Origin of the sequence: Streptomyces azureus (assembly GCF_001270025.1) — a bacterium.
Classification (GTDB): domain Bacteria; phylum Actinomycetota; class Actinomycetes; order Streptomycetales; family Streptomycetaceae; genus Streptomyces; species Streptomyces azureus.
In genome coordinates this window covers 1-21862 of the sequence record NZ_DF968187.1, presented here as the reverse complement: position 1 = coordinate 21862, position 21862 = coordinate 1, and the positions used below count along the sequence as shown (strand labels likewise).

Sequence of the window (21862 nt, the reverse complement as noted above, 5' to 3'; positions counted from 1 at the left end):
TTGCTCGCGCTCCTGGCCTTCGTGGGGCTCGTCGCCGGACTCGCTGTGCTCACCGAGCACGCCTGACGCCCCACCCCGCCCGGTCAAAGAGGCGTTGCCGCGTGCAGGATGAAGATCATCGTCACGGCGGAGTTCGCCGAGGACATCGCCGACACGGCCGCTCCCACCGCCGCGCCCCATGTCGCCACGCCCACAGACGTGAACAGCGGCGGCCAGCTGCGCACCGCCGGAGCGGGTCCGAGCAGTGCCGCCACCCGGCGCGGCACCGGTCCCGCCCCAGCCAAGCCGGCCAGGGTCGCCACCGGAGTGCCGCGAGACACCAGGGCCGCCTTGCCGATCGCACAGGCCACTGCCCGGCGACTGCCGACCGCCTCGGCCGCGTCCTCGTCCGCCCACCGTTCCGCCGTGTACGCCACCGCCGTCCGCAGCGGACGCAGGAAGGGATTGGCCCGCGCGGCCAGCTGAGCCGCGAGGAGGAAGCGGTGGTGGCGAGCGGTCAGATGGGCCCGCTCGTGAGCGAACAGCGCCCGGCGCTCGGCCGGTTCGAGGCAGTCCAGCATCGCAGTGGTCACCACCACGCGATCCCTCCGACCGCCCGGCAGCGCGTACGCGTAGGGCACGTCATCCGGAAGCACGGCCACCCCCGTCTCCCGCAACCCGGCCAGCGCCCGATGAGCCCTACGGCGCACCCGCCCGTGCCGCCACAATGTCCGACCACACACCGCCAGCACCACGACGAGCGCGGGAATCGCCGCCTTGCCGACGACCTCGTCGTACGGGACCGCCGCCCGCACCTCGGGGTCCGACCAGCCGTCGGGCAGCGGGTTTCCGGGAAGCTGGGCGGTGCCGACCACCATCACCAGGCCGAGGCACAGCGTGCTGCAAGCAGCCATCACCGCGGCCACCCCGGTCAACAGCCGCGTCGCGGTCCGTGGATGCAGATGCTGCTCGGCCAGGCGCGCGATCGGCCACGCGGTCAAGGGCAGCACCAGCGGCAGAAAGACGAACTCCCCCATGAGGCTTCAGTCTTCCCCTTCGTTCCTCGACTGCCCCAGCAGCTCCCGCAACAGCCGCTCCTCGTCCGGACCCAGGCCCGTCACGAAGCTGGCCAGCACCGCCTCCCGGTCGCTTTCGGAGTCCAGCACCTTGCGCATCCGGTGGGCGGCCAGCCCCGCCTGGTCCGACGCGGACGTCCAGGCGAAGGAACGGCCCGCGCGCTCCCGCGTGACCGCCCCCTTGGCCAACAGCCGGGTCAGGATGGTGATGACGGTCGTATTGGCCAGGTCTCCGCCCAGGCGCTCCTGCACCCAGCCGGCCGTCGCCGGTCCGTCCGCCTCCCTGAGCGCCGACAGGACCAACGCCTCCAGTTCGCCCTGCCCCCGCCGCCGGGGACGCTGCCGCTGCTCAGCCACGCCCGGTCTCCCTTCCGCCGCCGTCCGTTTCCCGCGCGGACATCGTATAGACGCCCCCAAGACCATCACACCGCCCGACGAGCCTCGACAGCCACCTGCCACACCCTCTACGAAATTGTAGAAGCTATGCCGCCCCAGGGCATGCCCGCATACAAAAAGGACCTTCGAACGGAGCGCTGGGGAAATGGGTGTCATCGCGTGGCTGATGCTGGGACTTCTCGCCGAAGCGATCGCCAAGGCCATCCTGCCCGGCCGCGATCCGGGCGGCTGCGTCGGCACGACGTTCATCGGCATCGCCGGCGCCTTCGTGGGCGGCTGGCTGTCGGCGCACTTCCTCGACCGGCCGGTCCAGCGGGAGATCTTCGACGCCGCGACCCGGGGCTCAGCCATCGCGGGCGCACTCGCGCTACTGATCGCCTATCGCCTGCTGTTCGGCAACTCACGGGACTGACACGGGCCATCACTCGACCGCGCTGAGCCCGAGGCACGGCCGTGCCACCCTCCCACTTTCTCTACAGTGATGTAGATTCTTGAGCCTGGGTCCGTGCCGCGGACCTCGACCGCACCTGCCGAGAAGGAGTACGCAGTGGGAGTATCCCTGTCCAAGGGCGGCAACGTCTCGCTCAGCAAGGAGGCACCGGGCCTGACCGCCGTCCTGGTCGGTCTCGGCTGGGACATCCGGACGACCACCGGCACCGACTTCGACCTCGACGCCTCCGCGTTGCTCCTGGACGCGTCCGGCAAGGTCCTGTCGGATCAGCACTTCGTCTTCTACAACAACCTCAAGAGTCCCGACGGTTCGGTGGAGCACACCGGTGACAACCTCACCGGTGAAGGCGAGGGCGACGACGAGGTCGTCAAGGTGGACCTCGCGGCCGTACCCGCCGAGGTCGACAGGATCGTGTTCCCGGTGTCCATCCACGACGCCGAGAACCGAGGCCAGAGCTTCGGCCAGGTCCGCAACGCCTTCATCCGCATCGTCAACCAGGCCGGCGGTGCCGAGATCGCCCGCTACGACCTGTCCGAGGACGCCTCCACCGAGACCGCGATGGTCTTCGGAGAGCTCTACCGCAACGGCGCCGAGTGGAAGTTCCGCGCTGTGGGCCAGGGATACGCCTCGGGCCTGGCCGGGATCGTCTCCGACTTCGGCGTGGGCGTCTGACACCCCGCAGAGACGGCGCCGGGCCGACTCCCCTCGGGGCTGGTCCGGCACCGTTTCCGCGCTGCTCCGAGAGCACAGCGAAGCCTTCCACCCGTCAGGAGACCATGTGGCCGACCCACTGCGCCTTCGCCCGGAGGACAGGCCGGACTTCGAAGCGGTGCTGCACCTGGCGCTCACCTCCACGGACATACAGGCGGCACTGGGCGCCGACCCCACCGGCCGGGCCACCGCGCGACTGCGCCTCCGCGCACTCGGGGACGCCGACGAGACAGCCGCCGCGGCACGCGCGGAATACGGCACGTACCTCGCCCTGCGTACGTCGGCAGAGCCCGACCAGCCGCCACACCCCGCCGCCGGCAGCCTGCTGCCCGCCCTGGCGGTACTCACCCCGCTCATCGCCGCCACATCCGCTGCCGTCCTGCTCGTCCTCGGCTACGTACTCCAACTGACCGACACCGAAGGCACGCTCCCAGGCTCACTGGTCACCGCCGGATGGGTGCTGACGCTGATCGCGGGCACCAGCGCCCTCCTCGCCTTCGCCGCGACGCTGAGAACGGCGATACGCGGCGGTGACGGGACCGCACGCGCGGCGCGCGTGCAGCAGGCGCGGCAGAACTGGCAGCGGGCCCTGCTGGACCGGGGTCTGCTGCCCCACCTGCGGCGGTGCCTGCGCGAGGATCCGGTCCTCCGTCCCACCCCACCCCTGGGCGTCCGCACCGCCGACCCCCACGACTCTCGCAACGCCACCAACCCGAAGGAGCACCCCTCCCATGTCGGTCAACCTGAGCAAGGGCCAGCAGATCAGCCTCAGTAAGTCCGACGGCACCGCCTTGACGTCCGTCCGCATGGGCCTCGGCTGGCAGGCCGCACCCCGCAAGGGCTTCCTCGCCAAGCTCACCGGGGCGCGGGAGATCGATCTGGACGCCTCCGCCGTCCTCTTCGCCGCCGGGCAGATCGCCGACGTCGTCTTCTTCCAGCACCTGGTCAGCGACGACGGCTCGGTCCGGCACACCGGCGACAACCTCACCGGCGGCGCGGGCACGGGAGGCGACGACGAGGCCATCCTGGTCGACCTGGCCCGCGTGCCCAGCCACATCGACCAGATCGTCTTCACCGTCAACTCCTTCACCGGCCAGACCTTCGCCGAGGTGCAGAACGCCTTCTGCCGCCTGGTCGACGAGACGACCGGCGCCGAACTGGCCCGCTACACACTCACCGGGGGTGGCGACCACACCGCCCAGATCATGGCGAAGGTCCACCGCTCCGGCGGCGGCTGGCAGATGAAGGCCATCGGCGCACCCGCCACCGGCCGTACGTTCCAGGACCTGCTCCCGGCCATCACGCCGCACCTCTGAGCGCCACCGCCGCTACGCTCGCGCCGTCCAGGCCCGGGTCCCGGAGAAGAGAGAGCAGGACACCATGTTCGGACTGAGCGAACTCGCCGTCATCCTCATCGTCGTCATAGCCGTGATCCTCGCCAAGAAGGGCCCCGAACTGGCCCGCTCCGCAGGCAAGTCGGCCCGCATCCTCAAGGCCGAGGCCCGTGCCATGAAGAAGGAGGAGAACGAGGCGGCGGCAGACACACCTCCCCGGATCATCCCGAGTGAGACCGCCGTACCGGACACCGGCGCGACCGCCTCCGGCGCGGAACGGCCGTCGGCCCCCGCACCCGAACGGACCGAGCGCACGGGCGGTACGCCGCCGCAGGACAGCAGGCCGTAGGCCCTGGACACAACGCAGACCGAGGCGGGCGTCGCCCGAGTGCACAACGGACTGATTCACTTTCGAACGGGCACTCGTATGTCACCAACGACTGAGGGGTGGCGGACCGATCATGGAGATCTCAGGCATCATCAGCGCGATCGTCATCGGCATCGTGATCGGAGTCCTCGGCCGACTCGTTGTCCCCGGGCGCCAGCGCATCGGCGTGCTCTGGACGATCCTGATCGGCATCGTCGCCGCGTTCATCGGCACGGCCATAGCCTCCGGCTTCGGTGTCGCCGACACCGACGGTGTCGACTGGATCGAGTGGCTCTTCCAGATCGCCCTCGCCGCCCTCGGTGTGGCGGCGGTCAGCAAGGTGAAGTTGCGGCGCTGAGCTGCTTTGCCCTCACCTGGCACGAGCGCAACGCCAGCCCAGAGCGCGGCACCGGGCGCCCCGGTCCACCGCCATCCCGACGAGCACCTCGCCGACAGCACCATCTCCTCCTGGACGCCGGACGCCGGACGCCGAGAGGTTAGCCGCAACAGCCTCGCCGGTGCCTACAGGGCAGCAGGGGATCTGGGACGCGCTGTCCTCCAACCGTCCCAGACCAGCAGCGTCCCCCCCAACAGTTTCGTAGCCACCGGCATGACCGCCAGCGACCGATCCATATAGAGCTACGGATCCGAAAGTCGTGAGGGGGCTGAGTGCGGAGCCATTCGGGCTCCCGGAGTCCCAACGGACCCGGGAGCCCGATCCGGCCACCCCCGTTGGCCGCCGTGTTCCTCGACGAGAACATCGAACTGGCCCATCACTGCCCCGGATGCCAACGACCGTCACTGATAACGGCCTTGTTGTGGCAGTGGCCGCCGTCGACGAGAGACGTGCCAGACGCGTGCCAGATCTGCGGGGAACCACGGGGAACCAATCGACCGCCCACGAGGTGCCGCTCCCCAGCCGGTTTCCCTCAACCAATCCAGGACGATCGCAGACGACAGATCGGCAGCCGGAGAGGTCCCGCGCCGACCGCCGACCCGCCCGCCGGGCGGACGGTGATCCATCGTCCGCCCGGCGAGAGCTCGGAATGCCGAGGCGGCCTGGCCTGCTGCCAGCACCCCACGGCGTGAACCCCGGGCGGGCCCTGTGACGCAGAGCACATACTCTGGATGGAACTCGCCGGGGCCGCGGTCCGACTCCCTGAACGATCCACCGCTCGGCCCCCCATGGCCCGCGTGCTCCAAGAATCTCTGCGCCGGCCGCGTAAGACGTCATTCACCGACGACCACCCGGAGTCCGTTGTGTCCCGTCACGGCAAGGCGTGCACCTCGCGCCGTCTCACCTCCGTCAGCGCGGTCCTTGTGGCCGGCGTCGTTGCCACCGCTGGCCCTGCGTACGCGCACACGGAGGTCGAGGCGGACGACGCGCGCGCCCTCGCGCAGAACGTCACCCTGGACTTCCACGCCGCATCCGAGTCCTCCTCCGCCGGCATCACCAAGCTGGAGGTGGTCCTCCCCAAGGGCATCACTCCCGCCGACGTCACCTACGAACAGGGGCCCAAGGGCTGGAAGTTCGACACCACCAGCCGCGGTTACACCGTGTCGGGCGCCAAGCTCGCCGTCGGCGAGGATGCCGAGTTCTCCGTGACCGTCCGTCAGCTGCCGGACGTCAAGGAGCTTGTATTCAAGACGCTCCAGACCTACAGCGACGGCCGCATCGACCGCTGGATCGACCTGGACGACTCGGGAGACGACGGACACGGGCACGGACACCCCGCGCCGACGCTGAAGCTCGGACCCGCCGAACCCGGCGCGAAACCGGTCAGCCCGAGCCCTGCAGAGGAAGCCACCACCGCGGCGCCGTCCAGTGTTTCACCGAGCGAGCAGTCGGATCCGCCGGGGACGCCCTCCGCACAGCAGGCCGACGATGAGGCCGACGGCAAGAGTGACGGCGGGATGTCTCCGGCCGCGTGGGCCGGTATCGGTGCTGCCGTGCTGCTCGCCCTCGGCGGCGGCGTGTGGTGGTTCAAGCACCGCAGAACGCCGACCCCGTAGGACCTGTTGCAAGAGGTTCTCCGACGCCTTGTGCGCCCCTCCCTGAACGACAAGTAGCCGGCTTCGCGGTTACCTGGGCCACCCGAATGCCGTTTCCAACTGACCGCTGCTGTCCGCAGGCCGCTGATGGTCTCGGATCCCAGCGCACGGCGGAGTCGCTGTGCGGGGCACGCAAGATCAACGGACGCTCGGCCCGCCCCGCCACCCCCGGCACCGGCCCGGCCGCACTCTGCTGGAGGCTGTGACGGCCGCCTCACCCGAGGGTCGCGCCTCCCCTGTCATCCACGGAAGCTCCGGAGCATGTCCCGTCCGGAGCTTCCGTAGCTGAGTCAAAACCCTCACCGGGTGGCTTCAGGGGCCCGTCAGGCCGCCGCGCTCACCGGTTCGGCTCGCTCGGCGTCATGCAGGGACTGCATCAGTGAGGAGCGGGCACGGGCGACCCGGGAACGGACCGTACCGACCGGGCAGTCGCTGAGCTCGGCTGCTTCCGCGTACGGCAGACCGACGAGTTGGGTAAGGACGAACGCCTCCCGGCGTTCATCGGGCAGCGCCTCCAGCAGTTCGGCGAGGGCGATGCCGTCGTCGAAGCCGGGCAGGCCGCGGGGCTGGGCGCACTCGGCGACGGTCTGCCAGTCGTCGGTGTCGGCCAGGCGAGGCCGGGTCGACGCGTGCCGGTAGCTGTCGATCACCGCGCGGCGGGCGATGGACAACAGCCAGGTGCGGGCCGAGGAGCGGCCCTCGAAACGGTGCAGGCTGCCAAGGGCCCGCAGGAAAGTGTCCTGGGCCAGGTCGTCGGCGGCCTGAGGGTCGGCACTGAGGTAGGTGACGTAGTGGCGGATGTCTCGGTGCAGGGCCCGGACGAAGTTCTCGACGGCCTCGGGATCGCCACCGCGGGCGGCGAGCGCCCAGGCCGTTATCGACTCGTCCGCGGACGTCTTCTCGTCACGTGTTCTCGCAGCGTGTGGCGTCTCGTCGTGTGCGACAGACAGGGCAGGACTGATCACCTGGTGTCCTTCTCGGGAGTCCGGAGATCCGCATGCGGGGATTCGGCGTACTGGAATCCGGCATGCGGACCGGGCCGCGATGCGCGCGGCGGATCCGGTGATGGCGTGGGAGTGGCGGGCGTACGCGCGCTCGGCGGCGTGCACCCGCTGCCCGAGCCGTCCGGGCGCTGGGCACCCAGGGCGGTGGTCGGGAAGCCGGCTGTCTCAGAGGACAGCGGTTCCCGCGGGCGGGCCCCGAGAAGTGATCGTGTATACGAGGAGCAGCCGGCGCGGTGTCCGGGCCGCGCTGCTGCGGCGTACGCGGATACGCGGGCGGTGCGGTGGCGCGGGCAGAGTGAGCGGCAGCCGCAGCGGTGCGGCCAGCCATCCGCCGACGGCCCGCAGGATGCGGAAGGCGGCGCGTTCGCCGTGCGCGAGCCACAGGCCGCACAGCAGCGCGGCCAGCAGGTGGGCGGCGAGCATGCCCGTGGAGGACATCCCGACCATGGTGTGCCCCGTCGCCGGCATGGAGTCCATGGAACTCATGGCGCCCATCGCGTCCATCGACCTCATGGAGTGAGCGCCATGGGTCATGGAGTCCATGGCGTGCCCCATGTGAGCCACCGAGGCCATGTGGTCCATGGAGGACCCTTCCCCACCCGTATCCATACCGTCCATGGACATCGGCGCCATCGAGCGAGTGGGCAGTGCCGGCCGTTCCTGCACGGACGAGAACCACACGTGCAGTGCGGTCTGGGCTGCCACCACGACGGAGGAGACAAGGAGGAGTCCGCGCTCCCGGCCGGCCAGGCACCAGGCCGCACCGCCGGTGACCGCTACCGCCGCGGCGAGCGCCCATGCGGGCACCGCGGTGCCTGACATCAGGACGTGGCCCAGGGCGGCGAGCAGCACGCAGACGGCCGCGAACACCGCGGCCCGTATCGTGCGGAAACACCACCCAGCGGTCATGGCGGCTCATCCTCGCATCCCTGGCTCCGCCGTCATGCGGGGGTACGCAAACGCCCCCCGTCCGACACTCAGCACTCTTCCCGTGATTCACGTCACAGTAAAGAGCGGGAACCCGCTGAGGGTTGGGCCCAACTGCTGTCCGGGAGGGCACTGTTGACCAGGTAGTCGCGCTGCATCGCAGTTGAGCTCCCCATGGCCCGCTTCTGCCATCCACCCACACAAGCCACCGGCCCTGAAACCGCGAGAACCCTTCTCGACCACTCACAACGCCCATGCGTGACCATTGGCGCGGCGGCCCTCTGTCAGCGACGCCGGCTCTCGCCCACTCCTGCCGCCGACTGCGCCCAACGGATTGCGCATGCAACGTTCCCCGCACGCCCCACGACGAACCGGCATCCGCCGCGCTTCTCGACAAGCACGACGGTGCTCCCGAAGGGCACATGCCGAGGCCGTGCCCAATCCGTGCCCGTAAGAGCGGACAACCACGGTCAACAGCGGTGCGATCCTGCACTGCGAGGCATCGCATCCGACGGCATATGACCAGTTCAGAGGGTGTCCGGCTCCGCAAGCGCCGTCGCTTCCCAAGCTGAGAGCGCGAGTTCGATTCTCGTCACCCGCTCCAGAGAGAATCCCAGGTCAGTGGCCAGGCGTTTGTTGGTTGATCCAGACCCTTGGGAGCTCTTCGTGCCCTCCGCGTGCCCTGCCGCGCGCCACTACACAGCCGAGGCTCTTCCCTCCGGATCAGGTCGGCCCACCGGGGGCGGGGGGTGTCGGCCGCGCGACCCGGTCAGGGCGTACGACGACTGGGCGCGCTCGCGTGTCCGAGCGCGCCGCGCCGAGGATCCGGCCGCCTCCAGTGGTGCGTCCGCAGGCGGATCCGGCCGCCGTCAGGCCGCGTAGGTCGCGTTCTGCGCCGTGGTGACCACCTTCTGTCCGTCGGCCTGGGTGAGTCGGCCCGCGGACACCCATGAGTTCACCGTCGACTGCACCCTCATCACCAGCGCGCTCTTGCTGCTGAACGGCGCACCGGCCCAGATCTCGTCCAGGAGCGTGGTGCCGTCGGCCTTCGCCGGGTTGGCGACACCGGAGTCGGTCTTCCCGAAGACGACCTTGGGCTCGGAACGTCGGACGTAGGCATGGGTCGGGTCCTCGGTCCCCTCGTAGAAGGGGGCGAACTCGGTGCCGTTCAGCGTGTAGTGGAGCGGCTTACCCGTCACCGGTGTCAGAGACGGCAGCAGGTCACCGGAGAGCGCCGTGTTGGCGTACAACCCGACCTGGAGGTAGCTGGTGCTCGTGTTGCGGCCGACCAGGTTGACCGGACCGTAGAAGAGCGTCTGCAGGGACGGGTCGTCGAGCGTCTTCTCCACTCGGAGGCGGAACGGGATCGTCACACGGACGACGTCCCCGCTGCGCCAGGTACGGGACACGGTGAAGTAGCTGCCGGCGGTCGGAGTGCCGCTGACCGCGCTGCCGTTCACGGTCACCTGGAAGCCGCTGGTCGCCCAGGACGGCACGCGGAGCTTCAGCTCGAAGGCGGCGCTGCTCCCGCTGAAGGTGAGCGTCGATCCCTGCTCCCTCGGATAGTTCGTGGTCTGGGTGACGGTGACGCCCTTCTCGGCCCAGGTGAGGGTGGTGGGGCTGTACAGGTTGACGTACAGCGCGCTGCCGTCCGCCTTCTTGAAGTACACCGAGTCCTGGTACTTGGTGGCGCTCTCCATGCCGGTGCCCTCGCAGCAGGTCGTGCCCTGCTTGGGGGTGTAGTCGCGCACGTGACCGGGCTTTAGGCCGATGAAGTAGGTGACGAGCGGCTTCTCCGCGTCGGCCTTGTCCTGCTTGGAGCCGAGGACCTGGTTGTACAGGGCCCGCTCGTAGTACTCCATGTACTTGGGGTCCTGGTCGTGGAAGAACAGCATGCGGCCCAGCTTGAGCAGGTTGTAGGCGCAGCAGGTCTCGGCGTTGGTGTCGCTGATCGTGCCCGCGATGACCCCGCGGGCCTTCCAGAACTCGCCCGTGCTGGTGCCGCCGATGCCGTACATGCGGTTCGGGACGACCATGTTCCAGAAGTTCTTGGCGGCGGTGAGGTAGCGAGTCTCGCCCGTCGCGTCGTACAGGCGGACGTAGCCGGTCATGATCGGGATGTGCTGGTTGGCGTGCAGGCCGTCGAGCGTGTCCGTGTTCGCGGCACAGGCGTCGATGAGCCTGTCCAGGTCGAACAGCTTGGCCAGGGCGAGGTGGCCGGCCTTGTTGGTGATCGAGTACAGGTCGACGATCGTCTCGACGATGCCGCCGAACTCGCCGCTGGAGAAGATGCCCCACATCCGCTGCAGCGTGGAGTCGGGCAGCTTGGACAGCCGGGAGTACATCCAGTCGCACATGCCGGACGCGAGGTCGAGCGCCCGGGCGTCGTCGGTGGCGAGGTAGGCGTCCAGCAGGCCCTTGAGGATCTTGTGCGCGGTGTAGTACGGCGCCCACACCTTCGTGTAGTCACCGCTGGTCATCGACTCCAGCTGGATGAACTGCGTCTCCGGGTACGCGGCGAGGAAGCCGGGGTGGCTGGGCCCGCCCCAGGTGCGGCGCAGGGTGGCGGTCAGGCCGCGCCCGGAGGCGTCGCCCCAGGTGCCGCCGGTGGTGGTGGAGAAGTAGTACGACGCGAGGTTGCCCAGGCCCGCGGAGGAGGTCTTGGCCTCGTTGGTCTGCAGTGAGGTGATCTCGGCCGCGGTCAGGGCCCGTGACCAGACGTTGAACTCGTCGAAGGCGCCCGCGAACACCGGGTCGTCGAAGTTCGAGCGGCCCAGCCAGTTGTTCGTCAGGGTGCCCAGGGCCGCCGGGTTGAGCGTCATCGAGGTGTTCCGGGCGACGGCGGTGCCGTTGACGTAGAGGGTGCCGGTGGTGCCGCTGATCGTGACCGCCAGGTGGCTCCGCTGGTTGAGCGGCAGGGCGGCGGTGCCGTTGAGGCCCTGTTCCCCGCCCGGCCCGCCGGTGGTGATGGCGAAGCGCGGTACCCCGCTGCCGTTGCGGGAGGCCAGGTACATGTACCGGCTGGTGTTGTTGCCGAAGTCGAAGACCCGCTGCCAGTTGGCGTCGTGCGTGGGCTTCACCCAGACCGACAGGGTGATCGCCGGGGCACCGCCGAGCACGGCGGCCGGCAGGTCGATGTACTGGTACGAGCCCCGGACGTTCTCGTGCGCGCCGCCCCACTTGCCGGTGACGGCGAGCATGCGCGGGTCGGTGCGCAGCGCCGCGCGGACCTCGGTGAGCGCACCGACCATGGTCCGGATCTTGTCGGCGTACGCCTGGTCGCCGGTGCTCGCGTACGCCTGCGCCAGCATGGTCAGGAAGTGGCCGGTGTAGTGGCCGCGCAGGTTGCCGTTGGCCTCGCCGTCCAGGCCCTCCCAGCCGCCGGGCGCGACGGCGCCGCCGGTGGAGAGCCCGGCGTTGGCGCGGAAGACCTGGAGCAGCCGGTTCACGTCGTAGCCGCGGCCGTGGTCGAGCATCAGCTGGCGCTTGGTGGCGAAGACGCCCTGCCCGAGTCTGACGTCCTTGAGCTCGAACGGCCTCAGGGCCCAGGCGGAGGGCACCGGCAGCGTGGCGGCCACTGTCCGGCCGCCCGCGGCGTACGTGATCGCCGGCGCCGCCGTGGCGAGCAGCGCGGCCTGGAGGAGGGTCCGTCTGGAGAGGGCGCGTGCCATGCCGTTCCTCGTTTCTCGCGGCGGGGCCGGGGCTCGCTGGACGGAAGCCACGGATTGTTCGAAATGCTGGACAGCGTGCGGCACTTCGACCAAAAGGTAGGTTCGAGGCACGATCACGTCAACGCTTCTGGCAGGTTCGGTTCCGTTCATTCCGATGAAGGGGCACCGGCGGCTTCGGGTTCGGTCTCGCCGGGAGGCACGGCGGCCGTTCGTGCGTTCCGTGTCGGTGGTCCGGGCCTTGTTCGCACGGGCGATCTTGTCCTTCGGTTCCAGCTCCCCGGGAAGGCCGTGATCACTTCGTTGCCGTGTTCGGCGGTGATCGAAACACATTCCGGTGGGACGCCGTCGTGCCGAGGCAACCGGAGTCGCCGCGTATGACGGGGATCACACCGAGGGGAAAACCTGCCGTACGGGCCGGGCGTCTAGTGGGTGTGAGATCAGGCAGGAAGGCACCGGGGGACATGGACGAGGAGGGTCTCGTCCGGCTGGTGGCCAGGGGTGACCGGGCGGCGTTCGAGGAGCTGTACCGGCGTACGTCGCCGTGGATGGCGGTGCGGCTGCGCCGCCGCTGCGCGGACGAGCAGATCGTCGCCGAGGTCATGCAGGAGACGTATCTGGCGGTGTGGCGCGCGGCGGGGGCGTTCGCCGGAACCGCGGTGGGAGGTACGGCCGTCGGCTGGCTGTGGACGATCGCGGCACGCCGTCTCGTCGACGCGTTCCGGCGCCGGGCCCACCACGCGCAGCCGCCGCCCGCGGCCGCCGCGCAGCCCGTGGCGCCCGCCGCCGAGGAGGAGGCGCTCGCGGCGACCGTCGGCGGTGACGTCGGGGACGCACTGCGGCGCCTCGCGCCGGAGCTCAGACAGGTACTGCAGGCCATGGTGCTCGACGGACTGTCCGTCCGGGAGACCGCGGTCCTGCTCGGGCTGCCCGAGGGGACGGTCAAGACCCGTGCCCGCCGGGCCCGGATCGCGATGCGGAAGGCGCTGGCATGAGCGTGGAACACGCGTCGATGCGGATCATCGACGGTTACGCACGCGGCGACACGGACATCGCCGCCGACGAGGTGTGGGCCCTGGAGGCCCATCTGGAGGCGTGCCGGGTGTGCCGTGACCGGCTGTCGGCCGCCGTCACGGCGCAGGCGCCGGCCGTGGCGGATCTGGTCGGCACGGTGTGGTCCGATCTCGAACCCCGGCTGGCGGCCACCACCTCGGTGCCGCGCCGACGGCGCCGGTCGGCGTGGCTGTCGAGGTGGCTGACGCCCACGATGATGCCGTGGCTGGCCATGGTCGTGAGCGTGACACTGCTCGCGCTGCTGCTCGACCTGGCCGGCACCGGCTCCGGTGACGTGTCGCTGGTGCTGCTGCTCGCCCCGGTCCTGCCCGTGCTCGGCGTCGCGGCGTCCTGGTCACGCGGCCTGGACCCGGCGTACGAGCTGACGGCCTCCGTGCCGAGGGCGGGGCTGTACCTGGTGCTGCGGCGGACCGCGTCCGTGCTCACCTTGATCGTCCCCGCGCTGCTGGTGGGCGGATGGGTGACGGGGGTGACGGCCGCGCAGTGGCTGCTGCCCTGTCTGGCCTTCACCTCGACGACTCTGGCGCTCGGCGGTGTCATCGGCGTGACCCGTGCCGCCGTCGCACTGGTGGCCGTGTGGGCCGCCGTCATCGTGGCGCCGACGCTGGCCACCAGCCGTACGGCCTTCGCCCTGCAGACGGGCGGCCTGCCCGTGTGGGGGCTGGTCCTCACGCTCGGCATCGGAGTCCTGATCGCCCGCAGGGGCGCGTACTCGGTGCTGGGAGCCCATGAATGACCATCGGAAAGGAACATCACATGAGGACCGCGGTGAGCGCGGCCGACATCGCGCCGACGGCCTACGCCTGGCAGATCAAGGCCACCGGGCTGAAGGTCAGGGTCGGCAGGAAACGGATGGCGGTCGACGGGCTCGACCTGTCGCTGGGCACCGGCGTGCACGGTCTGCTCGGCCCCAACGGGGCGGGCAAGACCACCCTCATCCGGACGCTGGCCACCGTACTGCGCCCCACCGAGGGCACTCTGGACCTGCTCGGCGAGTCCGCGGGCGGCATGGGCGAGCACCGTGCGCTGCGCCGCCGGATCGGCTATCTGCCGCAGGAGTTCGGCTACTACAAGCGCTTCACGGTGCGCGAGTTCGTCGAGTACATGGCGTGGCTGAAGGAGGTGCCCAAGGCCGACATCCCCGGGGCGGTCCAGCGCGCCGTGGAGCGGGTCGGTCTGGCGGACCGCGCCGACGAGCGGATGAAGGCCCTGTCGGGCGGCATGGTGCGGCGGGTCGGCATCGCCCAGGCCATCGTCAACGATCCGTCGATCCTGCTGCTGGACGAGCCGACGGTCGGCCTGGACCCGGCACAGCGGCTGCGTTTTCGTGAGCTGCTTCAGGAGTTGGGTACGGACACCTGCGTGCTCGTCTCGACCCACCTGGTGGAGGACGTCGCCGCCGCCTGCACCGACGTGGTGCTCTTCGCCGAGGGCCGGCTGGTCTTCCAGGGCACCCCGGACGCTCTGGCCGCGGCGGGCGGCCCCGAGCACGTGGGCGACAGTCCGCTGGAGCGCGGCTACTCGGCGCTGCTGCTCGACCCCGCGCGGGAAAGGGGCATGTGGTGAACGTCCGTGTCCTGCGCATCGAGCTGAGACGCTCCGTCGCCCCGTGGGCCGGCGTCGTGGTCCTGACGAGCGCGCTGGCGTTCCTGTACCTGGTGGATGCCGAGTGGTGGAGGGGCACCACGGCGTGGACGGCGCAGTGGACGCCCCTGGCGATGTGGACCCGTTCCCTGCTGTTCTACCTGTGGCCGCTGGCCGTGGGGCTCGGGGCGCTGCAGGGCCTGCGCGACCACCGCTCGAAGATGTCCGAGCTGCTCACGAGCACGCCGCGGCCCGCCTGGCACCGCGCGGCCACGCTCGCGGGCACGACGGCGATCACGCTGGCCTCGGCCTTCGCGCTCCTCGTCCTCGTGGGCGGGGTCCAAGTGCTCGCCGACACCGAGTACACGCACCTCGGGTGGCTGCCGGTCTCGCTGGTGGGGGCACTCTTCCTCGTCGCGGGTGCCGTGCTGGGCATGGGGGCCGGGCGGGCCCTGCCGTCCGCGCTCACCCCTCCCGCGCTGGCCATGAGCGCCTTCGTGTTCACGGCCCTCATGCACATGTCGTTGGGCCGGACGGAGACGACCACGGCGACTGGGATCACGAGGACGGAGCCGAACCGGGTCTCCCTGCTGTCACCGGCGGTGCAGGAGGTGCGCGATGTGCTCGTCACGCTCTCCGCCTCCGTGCACGTCGGGCAGACGATCTGGCTGCTCGGCATGGCCACGACCGGCTTCGCGCTGCTGGTCGCCGCGACCTGGCGCGCCCGGCTGTTCGCCCTGACGCCCGTCCTGGCGGGCGCGGTGATCGCCCTGCTCGTCCTCCCTTCCGACCCGCGCCGGATGTACGTCGTCGACGAGGCCGCCGCGGAGCTGGTGTGCGACGGCCCGGTGTGCGTGACGAAGACGCACCAGGCGCGACTCGCCGACCTGGCGGGCCCCGGTAGGGAGGCACTGCGCCTGCTGCACGGCGCCCTGGGCGGCCAAGCGCCGGTGTCGGTCCGGGAGAACACCGCCGTGCTGCCGGACGGCGCCATGCCGCAGTGGTCCCGCAAGACCGTGCTCTTCGACTTCGACGACGGCGTCATCGCCGCTGCGAAGGGCGAGGAGCTGACCCGGGCCCTGATCGCCAAGGGCATGGTGCCGGGGTGCACCCCCGTCGGCTGGAGCGGCTTCGGGGGAGACGAATTCGCGCAGACCGTCGCGGCGGGCTGGGTCCTCGGGGACCTCAGGCCGCTTCCCGGCACACAGTCAGCAGGTGTGCGCCGCGAGGTCGACGCCGCGACCCGCCCGGTATGGAAAGAACTCAAGGCGCTTGAGCGGGCCGGGCAGCTCTCGCGGATCAACGCGATGCGCGCCGCCGCGCTCTCCTGCGAGGGCGACCCGTTCGATGTGCTGTCCGGCGGTGCGTCCCGGTGAGGTGGCTGGCGCTGTACGCGCGCTCGCGTCAGGTGCCCGCGTCGCTCGCCATGGTGGTGATCAGCGCGGTGGCGGTGTGGGCACTCGCCCGGGACGGCAGTGCGGGGTCCGGGGATCCGCGGCCGGCCGCGCTCGTTCTCGCTACGGGGGCGATGGCGGTCTCGATCGGGCTCGGCGGGCAGGACCTCGCGCTGGACCGGACGGCCGCGATCCGCTGGGCGCCCCGCAGAGCGGCGCACGTGCTGTTCGCCGGCGCGGTCGTCACCGCGGTGCTGCTGGCAGTGCAGACGATGGGCGAGGACATGACCACCGCCGCGTTCGTCGTCCGGGACAGCGCGGGCCTGATGGGACTGGCCGCTCTGGGCGCGGCGCTCTCCGGCGGGCAATTCGGGTGGACGCTGCCGTTCGCCTGGCTCTCGTTCTCGTTCTTCGCCCCGCCCCCGACGAGTGCGCCGATGCGGGTGGCGACCTGGATGCTGCTGCCGCCCGGCACGGCGGCGGGCACCTGGACGGCCCTGGTCCTCGCGGTCACCGGCACCACGGTCTACGCCTTCGCGGGACCGAGGCGGTAGCCGGTCCGGGCCACCGGTCGGGACACGGCCGTGACCGTGCGCGCCGCCCCCTGTGGTGCTTCATGTCCCCATGGTGACGCAACGGTGGGTGGTGGCCGATCGCCTCGGCCGCCACCCACCGCTTCGGTCACTTCGGCGGGTGGGGACGCATCGTGCGCCCAAAGTCCCGCACGGCGCCCCTCAGGACTTGTCCTCGATCCTGCCGGTGAAGACCGGGCCGACCGGTGGCTCCTCGAAACCGACCAGCTGGATCCGCACTGTCTCCTCCGGCTCGGTCACCCCGTCGGTGATCGTGGGTATGGTCACCTCGGTGCTCAACCGACCGGCTCGGCGCTGTCGTCCCGCACCGTTCGGTCAGCGTCTGAGGGATGCGGCGTCCCCCATGACGATCACCGGGTGCCGGGCCGGGTCGAGTGCGAGCAGGAGTTCTCTCATGTGCTTCTTCGTCAGGCTCACGCAGCCCTGCGCGGGCCCGCCGTGGTCGACGTGCAGCCAGATGCCGCCGCCCTTGTTCGCGCCCTGCGGGCGGGTCCAGTCGAGGGGGGAGGTGCCGGGCTTGCGGTTGTAGTTGATCGCGACGACGTAGTCGAAGGAGCCCGCGAGGGGCTCGCCCTCGAAGCCGGTGCCGCCGATGGTGAAGGCCGGCCCCTGGTCGTACGGCAGTTTCGTGCCGGGGTCGGCGAGCAGTCCGCCGGCGTCGGTGAGGGTGAACACGCCGATGGGCGAGCGGAGATCGCCGGCGCGGTGGTCGTCCGTCCAGCCCTTGAGGGCGTTGTGGGCCGACCAGGTGGCCCCCGGTTCCCAGCCCGCCCCGGTGCGCCGGTACAGCACCACCTGTGATGCCGAGGAGTTCTTGTCCCGGCCGGTGACCAGAACAACCTGGCGCGCCTCGGCGGGGATCTCCGCCAGCGTCCGCGGTCCCAGGCCCGGTAGCCGCGCGGGGGTGGGCGGGGTGGACGCTCCGGGGTCGGCGGACGCCCGGGGATCGGCGGATGTCCGTGGGGGCCTGGCCTGTGTCGTGCCGGGGGCGGCGGATGCGGCGGCCGATGCGGCGCCCGCACCGCCCGCCGCCGGCCGGGCGGCGTCGGCCGGCCTGACGCCGCCCGCCGTGCCCGCGCATCCGGCGAGTACGACGGACAGGGCCAGGACGGCGGCCGGTATCACCGGACGGTACGAGTCCGGGCGGGTGAAAGTGGTCGCTCGGGTCCCGAACGGCATGCGCGGGGAACGCCGTTGGGACGGACGAGGGGTTGAGGAAGCCATGACCGTCAGCCTGGACGAGACATGTGAGGAACTGATCAGCTCCGACTCCCGAAGTCGGACCGGGTTTTGCCGGACGACGACGGTTTGCGGCGAGGCCCGGCTCAGCGTGCGGAGCCCGCCTTCCACCGGCCCCATGGCATGTTCCAGCCGTTGAGGCCGTTGTCGGGGGCGATCGTCCTGTCGTCGGAGTTCTTCACCACGACCACGTCACCGACGTGCCATCCTCCACGCGATGGCCGCGGAACCCGAGCGGGTCTTCTCGCGCCGTCAGCTGTTGCAGCACACCCGGGGACTCGACCGCGCCTCCACCGAGCGCGCCATCGACGTACACATCATGAACCTGCGCAAGAAGATCGAGGCCGACCCGCGCAGGCCCGTCCGGCTGCTGACCGTCTTCGGCGTCGGCTACAAGCTCACCGGGCAGCCTTCGTGACGCCCGGTCCCTGCATCCCCTGGCGTAAGAGCCTGCTGGTGCGGCTGCTTCTCACGTCCGTCGCCATCGCCGTGGTCTCCGTGGGCGCCACCGCGTGGCTGGCCGTGCAGACCACCACGCGGGCTATCCAGGAAGAACGCGGTCAGGTGCTCTCCGACGACACCGACATCCTGCGGCGGCTCAGCGGCTTCGCCGCGACCCACGCCGACTGGGACGGCGTGCAGTCGTCGGTGCGCGATCTCTCCCGCACCACGGGACGGCGTATCGCCCTGACGACGGAAGCCGGACGCATCATCGCCGACTCCGCCGCTCCCGGCACCGCTCTGCCCGCCCGCGCCTCGGCCACCGTCGACCCGCTGAACACCGACACCTCCACCGAGCCGGGGGCCCAGCTCGCCGGTATCGACCCGCGGGCGGTGGGACCGTACCGGCTTCCGGCGGCGGAACGGGCACGGGTGAAGGCGCTCGCCGAGAAGCGCCTGGCGTGCGTGCGCACGCACCTGGGCGACGGCGGCGTCCGGGAGCTTCCCAGCGGCCGCACCGTGGTCGTCGCCGACGGCGGAGAGGCGGCCGTGCCCTCGCAGTGCGCGGACGGGGCGCTCAACACTCCCACCCGCACCGAGCAGAAGGCATTGGACGAACTCTTCGCACTGGCCGCTCCCTGCCTCGGCCCCGACGGCGGGAAGGGGCAGGCGGCCAACCCCCTGGCCGGAATCGGAGTCGATGTCATACCCGGCCTCGCCGCCGCGGCCCAGGACTCCGGACGCCGGCTCGACGGCCGGCAGACGCGGAACTGTTTCGACGACGCACGCCGCAGCCAGCTCGACCCGTACGTCTCCCCCAGAGCGCGGCTCTATCTGGGCGCCCTCGGTCAAAAGCCCGTGGGCTTCGACCTCTCCCCCGCCAACAAGGCCAAGATCGTCGGCGTCGCGGGGCTGGTCCTCGTGGTCACCGTCGCCATGACCACCGTGGTCGCCATCCGCCTCGTCCGTCCCCTGCGAGCCCTGACGGCCGCGGCCCAGCAGCCGCCGCAGCGGCACACACGCGTCGCGGTCACCACCAAGGACGAGACCGGCTACCTGGCCGCCGCCTTCAACGACCTCACCGCACGCCGCCAGCAGCTGGAGACACAGCGCAAGGCCATGGTCAGCGACATCGCCCACGAACTGCGGACCCCGCTGACCAACATCCGCGGCTGGCTGGAGGTCACCCGCGACGGGCTGATCGAGCCGGACCCGGATCTCATCGCCTCCCTGCACGACGAGGCACTGCTCCTGCAGCACATCATCGACGATCTGCAGGACCTCGCCGCCGCCGACGCCGGCACCCTGGCACTGCACCGCGAACCCGTACGCGCGGACGACCTCGTCGCCCAGACGGTGTCGTCCCACCGCGCCCTGGCGGAGTCCTCGGACATCCGCCTGTGCACCCACACCGACCCCGGCCTCGTCCTGGACGCCGACCCGGTGAGGATGCGGCAGGTCCTGGGCAACCTGACCTCCAACGCGCTCCGGCACACCCCGGCGGGCGGCACCGTCACACTCACCGCCCGTCAAGTCGGCGACCTGGCCGTCCTCACCGTGGTCGACACGGGCAGCGGCATCGCCGCCGATGACCTCCCCCACGTGTTCGAGCGCTTCTGGCGGGCCGAGAAGTCCCGCAGCAGACGGACCGGCGGCAGTGGCCTGGGCCTGTCCATCGTCCGCCAGTTCGTCGAGGCACACGAGGGAACCGTCACCGTCGGCAGTGAGCCCGGCAAGGGTTGTGTGTTCACCATCAGGCTCCCCAGGGCCCAGCACACGGACCGACGAACCCCATGAGGTGCGCAGCGTGCGGCACCACCGACGGGGGCACTCGCAACGGATCTGCCGACGAGATGCCGGAGTACGCCGACGCGGGCTGCACCTGCCACCCCCCGCAGGACTCCCTCTCCGGTCCGAAGCTGCGTGACGAAGACGTGCCCTTCAGTACGGACAACCGCGGTCAACAGCGGCACGAGCCCGCCCTCCCACGACCCACTTCGGCAGTTACGTACGCGCAGGTCAAAGGCCGTGCCCTCGCCCAAGCGCCGTCGCTTCCCAAGCTGAGAGCGCGAGTTCGATCCTCGTCACCCGCTCCACGATGAAACCCCAGGTCAGTGGCCTGGGGTTTGTTTCATTTGGAGCCGTTGCTGCGTTTTGCGAGTACTCCTGTACCGCACTTTCACGTAGATGAGCCGGAGACGAGCCCTCAGCCCGCTGTTCCTGGGCGATGGCGGATGCCTGTCCTGCACGTGCTTCGTCGTGGGCGGCGCACAAGCCCCTTGCGGGAGCGGGCACTTGACGGCCGAGGGTCCTGCGTCAGAGCGGGAGGTCGTCGGGGAGTACCCGGAACGCCTTGTAGCGGCCCAACGGGCGTACGGCCCGGAAGTCTCGTCGGTCGAGGGTGAGAATCGCGTCCGTGTCGTAGTCGGCGGCAAGCGCCACGTTCACCGCGTCGGCTAGGTCGAGGTCCAGCGCGCGGTAGCGGACACGGACAGACTGGGCGGCTCCCAGGTGGTCCTCCGTGATCTCCGGCATGACGACACGACCCCGGCTCATCCAGCGCCGCAGGTCGTCGACCGCGCTGAGGGCAGCCTCCCTGCCGAGCTCACGCGTCGCCACGTGATCCAGTTCGGCCAGCAGGAGCGGGGACATGATCAGCAGGCCCGCCGCCATGATCGCCTCGTTCGCCGCCCGGTGTTCCGGATGGGCCGAGTCCAGGGCTGCCAGAAGGCCGGACGTATCGGCGATGACAATGATCACGCGGCGGATCCGGATCCCGGGCCGTTCTCACGCCGGACGGCCTCGGCGACCGTGTCGCGGACCTCCGGCTTGGACAGCGTGCGCCCCGGCCCCTCGAAGGTGCGGGAGAACAGCGGCTCGTCCCAGACCCGATTCGCCATGGCCGCGAGGTGGATGCCCTGGCGGATGATCTCGGCCTCGCTTATACCCCGGCGCTTGGCGGCCTCCTTGATGATGGCCAGGTCCTCGGGGTCGGCGTAGACGTTGGTGCGCTTCATGGACATGTACCAAGAGTAGTCCATGTACCGGATTGATGTATCCGCGCACTTCCCCATGTCCCTTTGCCGAGGACCGGCCGAGCCGTCACTCCGGAGCCATGCCCGTAGCGTGCCCGCAAGGGCGGACCACCACGGTCAACAGCGGTGCAATCCGGCCCCACACGACCGCTCCGACGGAAAGCATCTGTGCAGGTCAGAGCCATAACGCCCGCCCAAGCGCCGTCGCTTCCCAAGCTGAGAGCGCGAGTTCGATTCTCGTCACCCGCTCCATGTGAAACCCCCAGGTCAGGGACCCGGGGGTTCTTTGTTGTCTGGAACAGTGGACGGCTTCGGCGCCCCCCACTGACGCTCATGGCCTGAGGGCTGCCGTAACCGGTTCCCCGGCCGCCGTCTCGGACTCCGTCCCCGTCTCGGCGGGGGCGGCCGCACCGATCGCCGGGATGTGCCGCAGCAGCGTCGCCGCCAGGACTGCCGTCACCAGCGCTAAGGCCTGTGTGACGTCGTGATCAATCGGCTGCTTGCAGGAGATCTCCGAGCCAGATCATCGAAGCGCGG

Annotated in this window: 23 protein-coding genes and 2 pseudogenes; 14 read left to right on the top strand and 11 right to left on the bottom strand. The window is 70.5% G+C overall.

From position 1 onward, the window contains the following. Positions 1–83: 83 nt before the first annotated feature. Both AOQ53_RS00780 and AOQ53_RS00775 read right to left on the bottom strand, forming a co-directional pair. Positions 84–1016 carry a M56 family metallopeptidase gene (locus AOQ53_RS00780; RefSeq protein ID WP_059413940.1) on the bottom strand — a complete coding sequence of 311 codons (933 nt, stop codon included), beginning with the start codon at positions 1014–1016 and terminating at the stop codon, positions 84–86. Positions 1017–1022: 6 nt separating this feature from the next. Continuing rightward, on the bottom strand, positions 1023–1412 hold the full coding sequence (locus AOQ53_RS00775) for a BlaI/MecI/CopY family transcriptional regulator (RefSeq protein WP_059413938.1): 390 nt from the start codon (positions 1410–1412) through the stop codon (positions 1023–1025). 184 nt (positions 1413–1596) lie between these two features. Between AOQ53_RS00775 and AOQ53_RS00770 the strand changes: the two genes are divergently transcribed. The 7 genes from AOQ53_RS00770 (at position 1597) to AOQ53_RS00740 (ending at position 6327) form a co-directional block, all read left to right on the top strand. Continuing rightward, positions 1597–1863 carry a GlsB/YeaQ/YmgE family stress response membrane protein gene (locus AOQ53_RS00770; protein WP_059413935.1) on the top strand — a complete coding sequence of 89 codons (267 nt, stop codon included), beginning with the start codon at positions 1597–1599 and terminating at the stop codon, positions 1861–1863. A gap of 135 nt (positions 1864–1998) precedes the next feature. Continuing rightward, on the top strand, positions 1999–2574 hold the full coding sequence (locus AOQ53_RS00765) for a TerD family protein (protein ID WP_059413934.1): 576 nt from the start codon (positions 1999–2001) through the stop codon (positions 2572–2574). 106 nt (positions 2575–2680) lie between these two features. After that, positions 2681–3388, top strand: coding sequence for a hypothetical protein (locus AOQ53_RS00760; RefSeq protein WP_063888853.1), 708 nt, complete (start codon positions 2681–2683; stop codon positions 3386–3388). Continuing rightward, positions 3345–3929 carry a TerD family protein gene (locus tag AOQ53_RS00755; protein ID WP_059413932.1) on the top strand — a complete coding sequence of 195 codons (585 nt, stop codon included), beginning with the start codon at positions 3345–3347 and terminating at the stop codon, positions 3927–3929. Before AOQ53_RS00760 ends, AOQ53_RS00755 begins: the two co-directional genes overlap by 44 nt. A gap of 64 nt (positions 3930–3993) precedes the next feature. Beyond that, positions 3994–4296, top strand: coding sequence for a twin-arginine translocase TatA/TatE family subunit (locus AOQ53_RS40100; protein WP_078945078.1), 303 nt, complete (start codon positions 3994–3996; stop codon positions 4294–4296). Positions 4297–4408: 112 nt separating this feature from the next. Then, entirely contained in the window at positions 4409–4672 is a 264-nt protein-coding gene (locus AOQ53_RS00745; RefSeq protein WP_059413930.1) for a GlsB/YeaQ/YmgE family stress response membrane protein, read from the top strand. Between the two features lie 902 nt (positions 4673–5574). Next, a complete protein-coding gene (locus AOQ53_RS00740; RefSeq protein WP_059413928.1) occupies positions 5575–6327 on the top strand; it encodes a DUF1775 domain-containing protein in 753 nt (250 codons plus the stop codon). Positions 6328–6689: 362 nt separating this feature from the next. On the opposite strand, the gene AOQ53_RS00735 is transcribed toward AOQ53_RS00740, so the two are convergent. From AOQ53_RS00735 to AOQ53_RS00725, 3 genes are all read right to left on the bottom strand, one after another. Then, positions 6690–7331 (bottom strand): sigma-70 family RNA polymerase sigma factor, encoded by a 642-nt coding sequence (locus AOQ53_RS00735; protein ID WP_059413926.1) that lies wholly within the window; start codon positions 7329–7331, stop codon positions 6690–6692. 204 nt (positions 7332–7535) lie between these two features. Continuing rightward, positions 7536–8279, bottom strand: coding sequence for a hypothetical protein (locus AOQ53_RS00730; protein ID WP_059413924.1), 744 nt, complete (start codon positions 8277–8279; stop codon positions 7536–7538). A gap of 887 nt (positions 8280–9166) precedes the next feature. After that, entirely contained in the window at positions 9167–11968 is a 2802-nt protein-coding gene (locus tag AOQ53_RS00725; protein ID WP_059413922.1) for a beta-L-arabinofuranosidase domain-containing protein, read from the bottom strand. A 461-nt stretch (positions 11969–12429) separates the two neighbouring features. Between AOQ53_RS00725 and AOQ53_RS00720 the strand changes: the two genes are divergently transcribed. The 5 genes from AOQ53_RS00720 to AOQ53_RS00700 are packed head-to-tail and all read left to right on the top strand — an operon-like array spanning position 12430 to position 16571. Beyond that, positions 12430–12960 (top strand): RNA polymerase sigma factor, encoded by a 531-nt coding sequence (locus tag AOQ53_RS00720; RefSeq protein ID WP_408055123.1) that lies wholly within the window; start codon positions 12430–12432, stop codon positions 12958–12960. Further along, a complete protein-coding gene (locus AOQ53_RS00715; RefSeq protein WP_059413920.1) occupies positions 12957–13775 on the top strand; it encodes a hypothetical protein in 819 nt (272 codons plus the stop codon). Before AOQ53_RS00720 ends, AOQ53_RS00715 begins: the two co-directional genes overlap by 4 nt. Further along, entirely contained in the window at positions 13772–14605 is an 834-nt protein-coding gene (locus AOQ53_RS00710) for an ABC transporter ATP-binding protein (protein WP_059413919.1), read from the top strand. Before AOQ53_RS00715 ends, AOQ53_RS00710 begins: the two co-directional genes overlap by 4 nt. Next, positions 14602–15999, top strand: a complete 1398-nt coding sequence (locus tag AOQ53_RS00705) for a hypothetical protein (RefSeq protein WP_059414038.1) — start codon at positions 14602–14604, stop codon at positions 15997–15999. The genes AOQ53_RS00710 and AOQ53_RS00705 overlap by 4 nt, the downstream gene beginning before the upstream one ends. After that, positions 15996–16571, top strand: a complete 576-nt coding sequence (locus AOQ53_RS00700; protein WP_059413918.1) for a hypothetical protein — start codon at positions 15996–15998, stop codon at positions 16569–16571. The genes AOQ53_RS00705 and AOQ53_RS00700 overlap by 4 nt, the downstream gene beginning before the upstream one ends. Positions 16572–16751: 180 nt before the next feature. On the opposite strand, the gene AOQ53_RS47225 is transcribed toward AOQ53_RS00700, so the two are convergent. From AOQ53_RS47225 to AOQ53_RS47930, 3 genes and pseudogenes are all read right to left on the bottom strand, one after another. After that, positions 16752–16877, bottom strand: a complete 126-nt coding sequence (locus AOQ53_RS47225; protein WP_269085427.1) for a hypothetical protein — start codon at positions 16875–16877, stop codon at positions 16752–16754. A gap of 48 nt (positions 16878–16925) precedes the next feature. After that, positions 16926–17789, bottom strand: coding sequence for a hypothetical protein (locus AOQ53_RS00695; protein ID WP_059413916.1), 864 nt, complete (start codon positions 17787–17789; stop codon positions 16926–16928). Between the two features lie 146 nt (positions 17790–17935). Further along, positions 17936–18121: pseudogene (locus AOQ53_RS47930) on the bottom strand (hypothetical protein); the annotation flags it as partial. Here AOQ53_RS47930 and AOQ53_RS00690 point away from each other — a divergent pair. Next, positions 18055–18267, top strand: a pseudogene (locus AOQ53_RS00690) (winged helix-turn-helix domain-containing protein); the annotation flags it as partial. The pseudogenes AOQ53_RS47930 and AOQ53_RS00690 sit on opposite strands and share 67 nt — an antisense overlap. Further along, positions 18264–20087, top strand: coding sequence for a sensor histidine kinase (locus tag AOQ53_RS00685; RefSeq protein ID WP_059413912.1), 1824 nt, complete (start codon positions 18264–18266; stop codon positions 20085–20087). The pseudogene AOQ53_RS00690 and the gene AOQ53_RS00685, both read left to right, overlap by 4 nt. Positions 20088–20606: 519 nt before the next feature. Here the strand turns inward: AOQ53_RS00685 and AOQ53_RS00680 are convergent. The 3 genes from AOQ53_RS00680 to AOQ53_RS47220 form a co-directional block, all read right to left on the bottom strand. Further along, a complete protein-coding gene (locus AOQ53_RS00680) occupies positions 20607–21050 on the bottom strand; it encodes a PIN domain-containing protein (RefSeq protein ID WP_059413910.1) in 444 nt (147 codons plus the stop codon). Next, positions 21047–21313 carry a ribbon-helix-helix domain-containing protein gene (locus tag AOQ53_RS00675; RefSeq protein WP_059413906.1) on the bottom strand — a complete coding sequence of 89 codons (267 nt, stop codon included), beginning with the start codon at positions 21311–21313 and terminating at the stop codon, positions 21047–21049. Before AOQ53_RS00675 ends, AOQ53_RS00680 begins: the two co-directional genes overlap by 4 nt. 343 nt (positions 21314–21656) lie before the next feature. Next, positions 21657–21785 carry a hypothetical protein gene (locus AOQ53_RS47220; protein WP_269085426.1) on the bottom strand — a complete coding sequence of 43 codons (129 nt, stop codon included), beginning with the start codon at positions 21783–21785 and terminating at the stop codon, positions 21657–21659. Positions 21786–21862: the final 77 nt, after the last annotated feature.

What these genes read in the sequence shown, in the direction of transcription:
- AOQ53_RS00780 (WP_059413940.1), bottom strand. Translation starts at nt 1,016, where the DNA reads ATGGGGGAGTTCGTCTTTCTGCCGCTGGTGCTGCCCTTGACCGCGTGG.
- AOQ53_RS00730 (WP_059413924.1), bottom strand. Translation starts at nt 8,279, where the DNA reads ATGACCGCTGGGTGGTGTTTCCGCACGATACGGGCCGCGGTGTTCGCG.
- AOQ53_RS40100 (WP_078945078.1), top strand. Translation starts at nt 3,994, where the DNA reads ATGTTCGGACTGAGCGAACTCGCCGTCATCCTCATCGTCGTCATAGCC.
- AOQ53_RS00720 (WP_408055123.1), top strand. Translation starts at nt 12,430, where the DNA reads ATGGACGAGGAGGGTCTCGTCCGGCTGGTGGCCAGGGGTGACCGGGCG.
- AOQ53_RS00770 (WP_059413935.1), top strand. Translation starts at nt 1,597, where the DNA reads ATGGGTGTCATCGCGTGGCTGATGCTGGGACTTCTCGCCGAAGCGATC.
- AOQ53_RS00695 (WP_059413916.1), bottom strand. Translation starts at nt 17,789, where the DNA reads ATGCCGTTCGGGACCCGAGCGACCACTTTCACCCGCCCGGACTCGTAC.
- AOQ53_RS00755 (WP_059413932.1), top strand. Translation starts at nt 3,345, where the DNA reads ATGTCGGTCAACCTGAGCAAGGGCCAGCAGATCAGCCTCAGTAAGTCC.
- AOQ53_RS00715 (WP_059413920.1), top strand. Translation starts at nt 12,957, where the DNA reads ATGAGCGTGGAACACGCGTCGATGCGGATCATCGACGGTTACGCACGC.
- AOQ53_RS00725 (WP_059413922.1), bottom strand. Translation starts at nt 11,968, where the DNA reads ATGGCACGCGCCCTCTCCAGACGGACCCTCCTCCAGGCCGCGCTGCTC.
- AOQ53_RS00745 (WP_059413930.1), top strand. Translation starts at nt 4,409, where the DNA reads ATGGAGATCTCAGGCATCATCAGCGCGATCGTCATCGGCATCGTGATC.
- AOQ53_RS00710 (WP_059413919.1), top strand. Translation starts at nt 13,772, where the DNA reads ATGACCATCGGAAAGGAACATCACATGAGGACCGCGGTGAGCGCGGCC.
- AOQ53_RS00675 (WP_059413906.1), bottom strand. Translation starts at nt 21,313, where the DNA reads ATGTCCATGAAGCGCACCAACGTCTACGCCGACCCCGAGGACCTGGCC.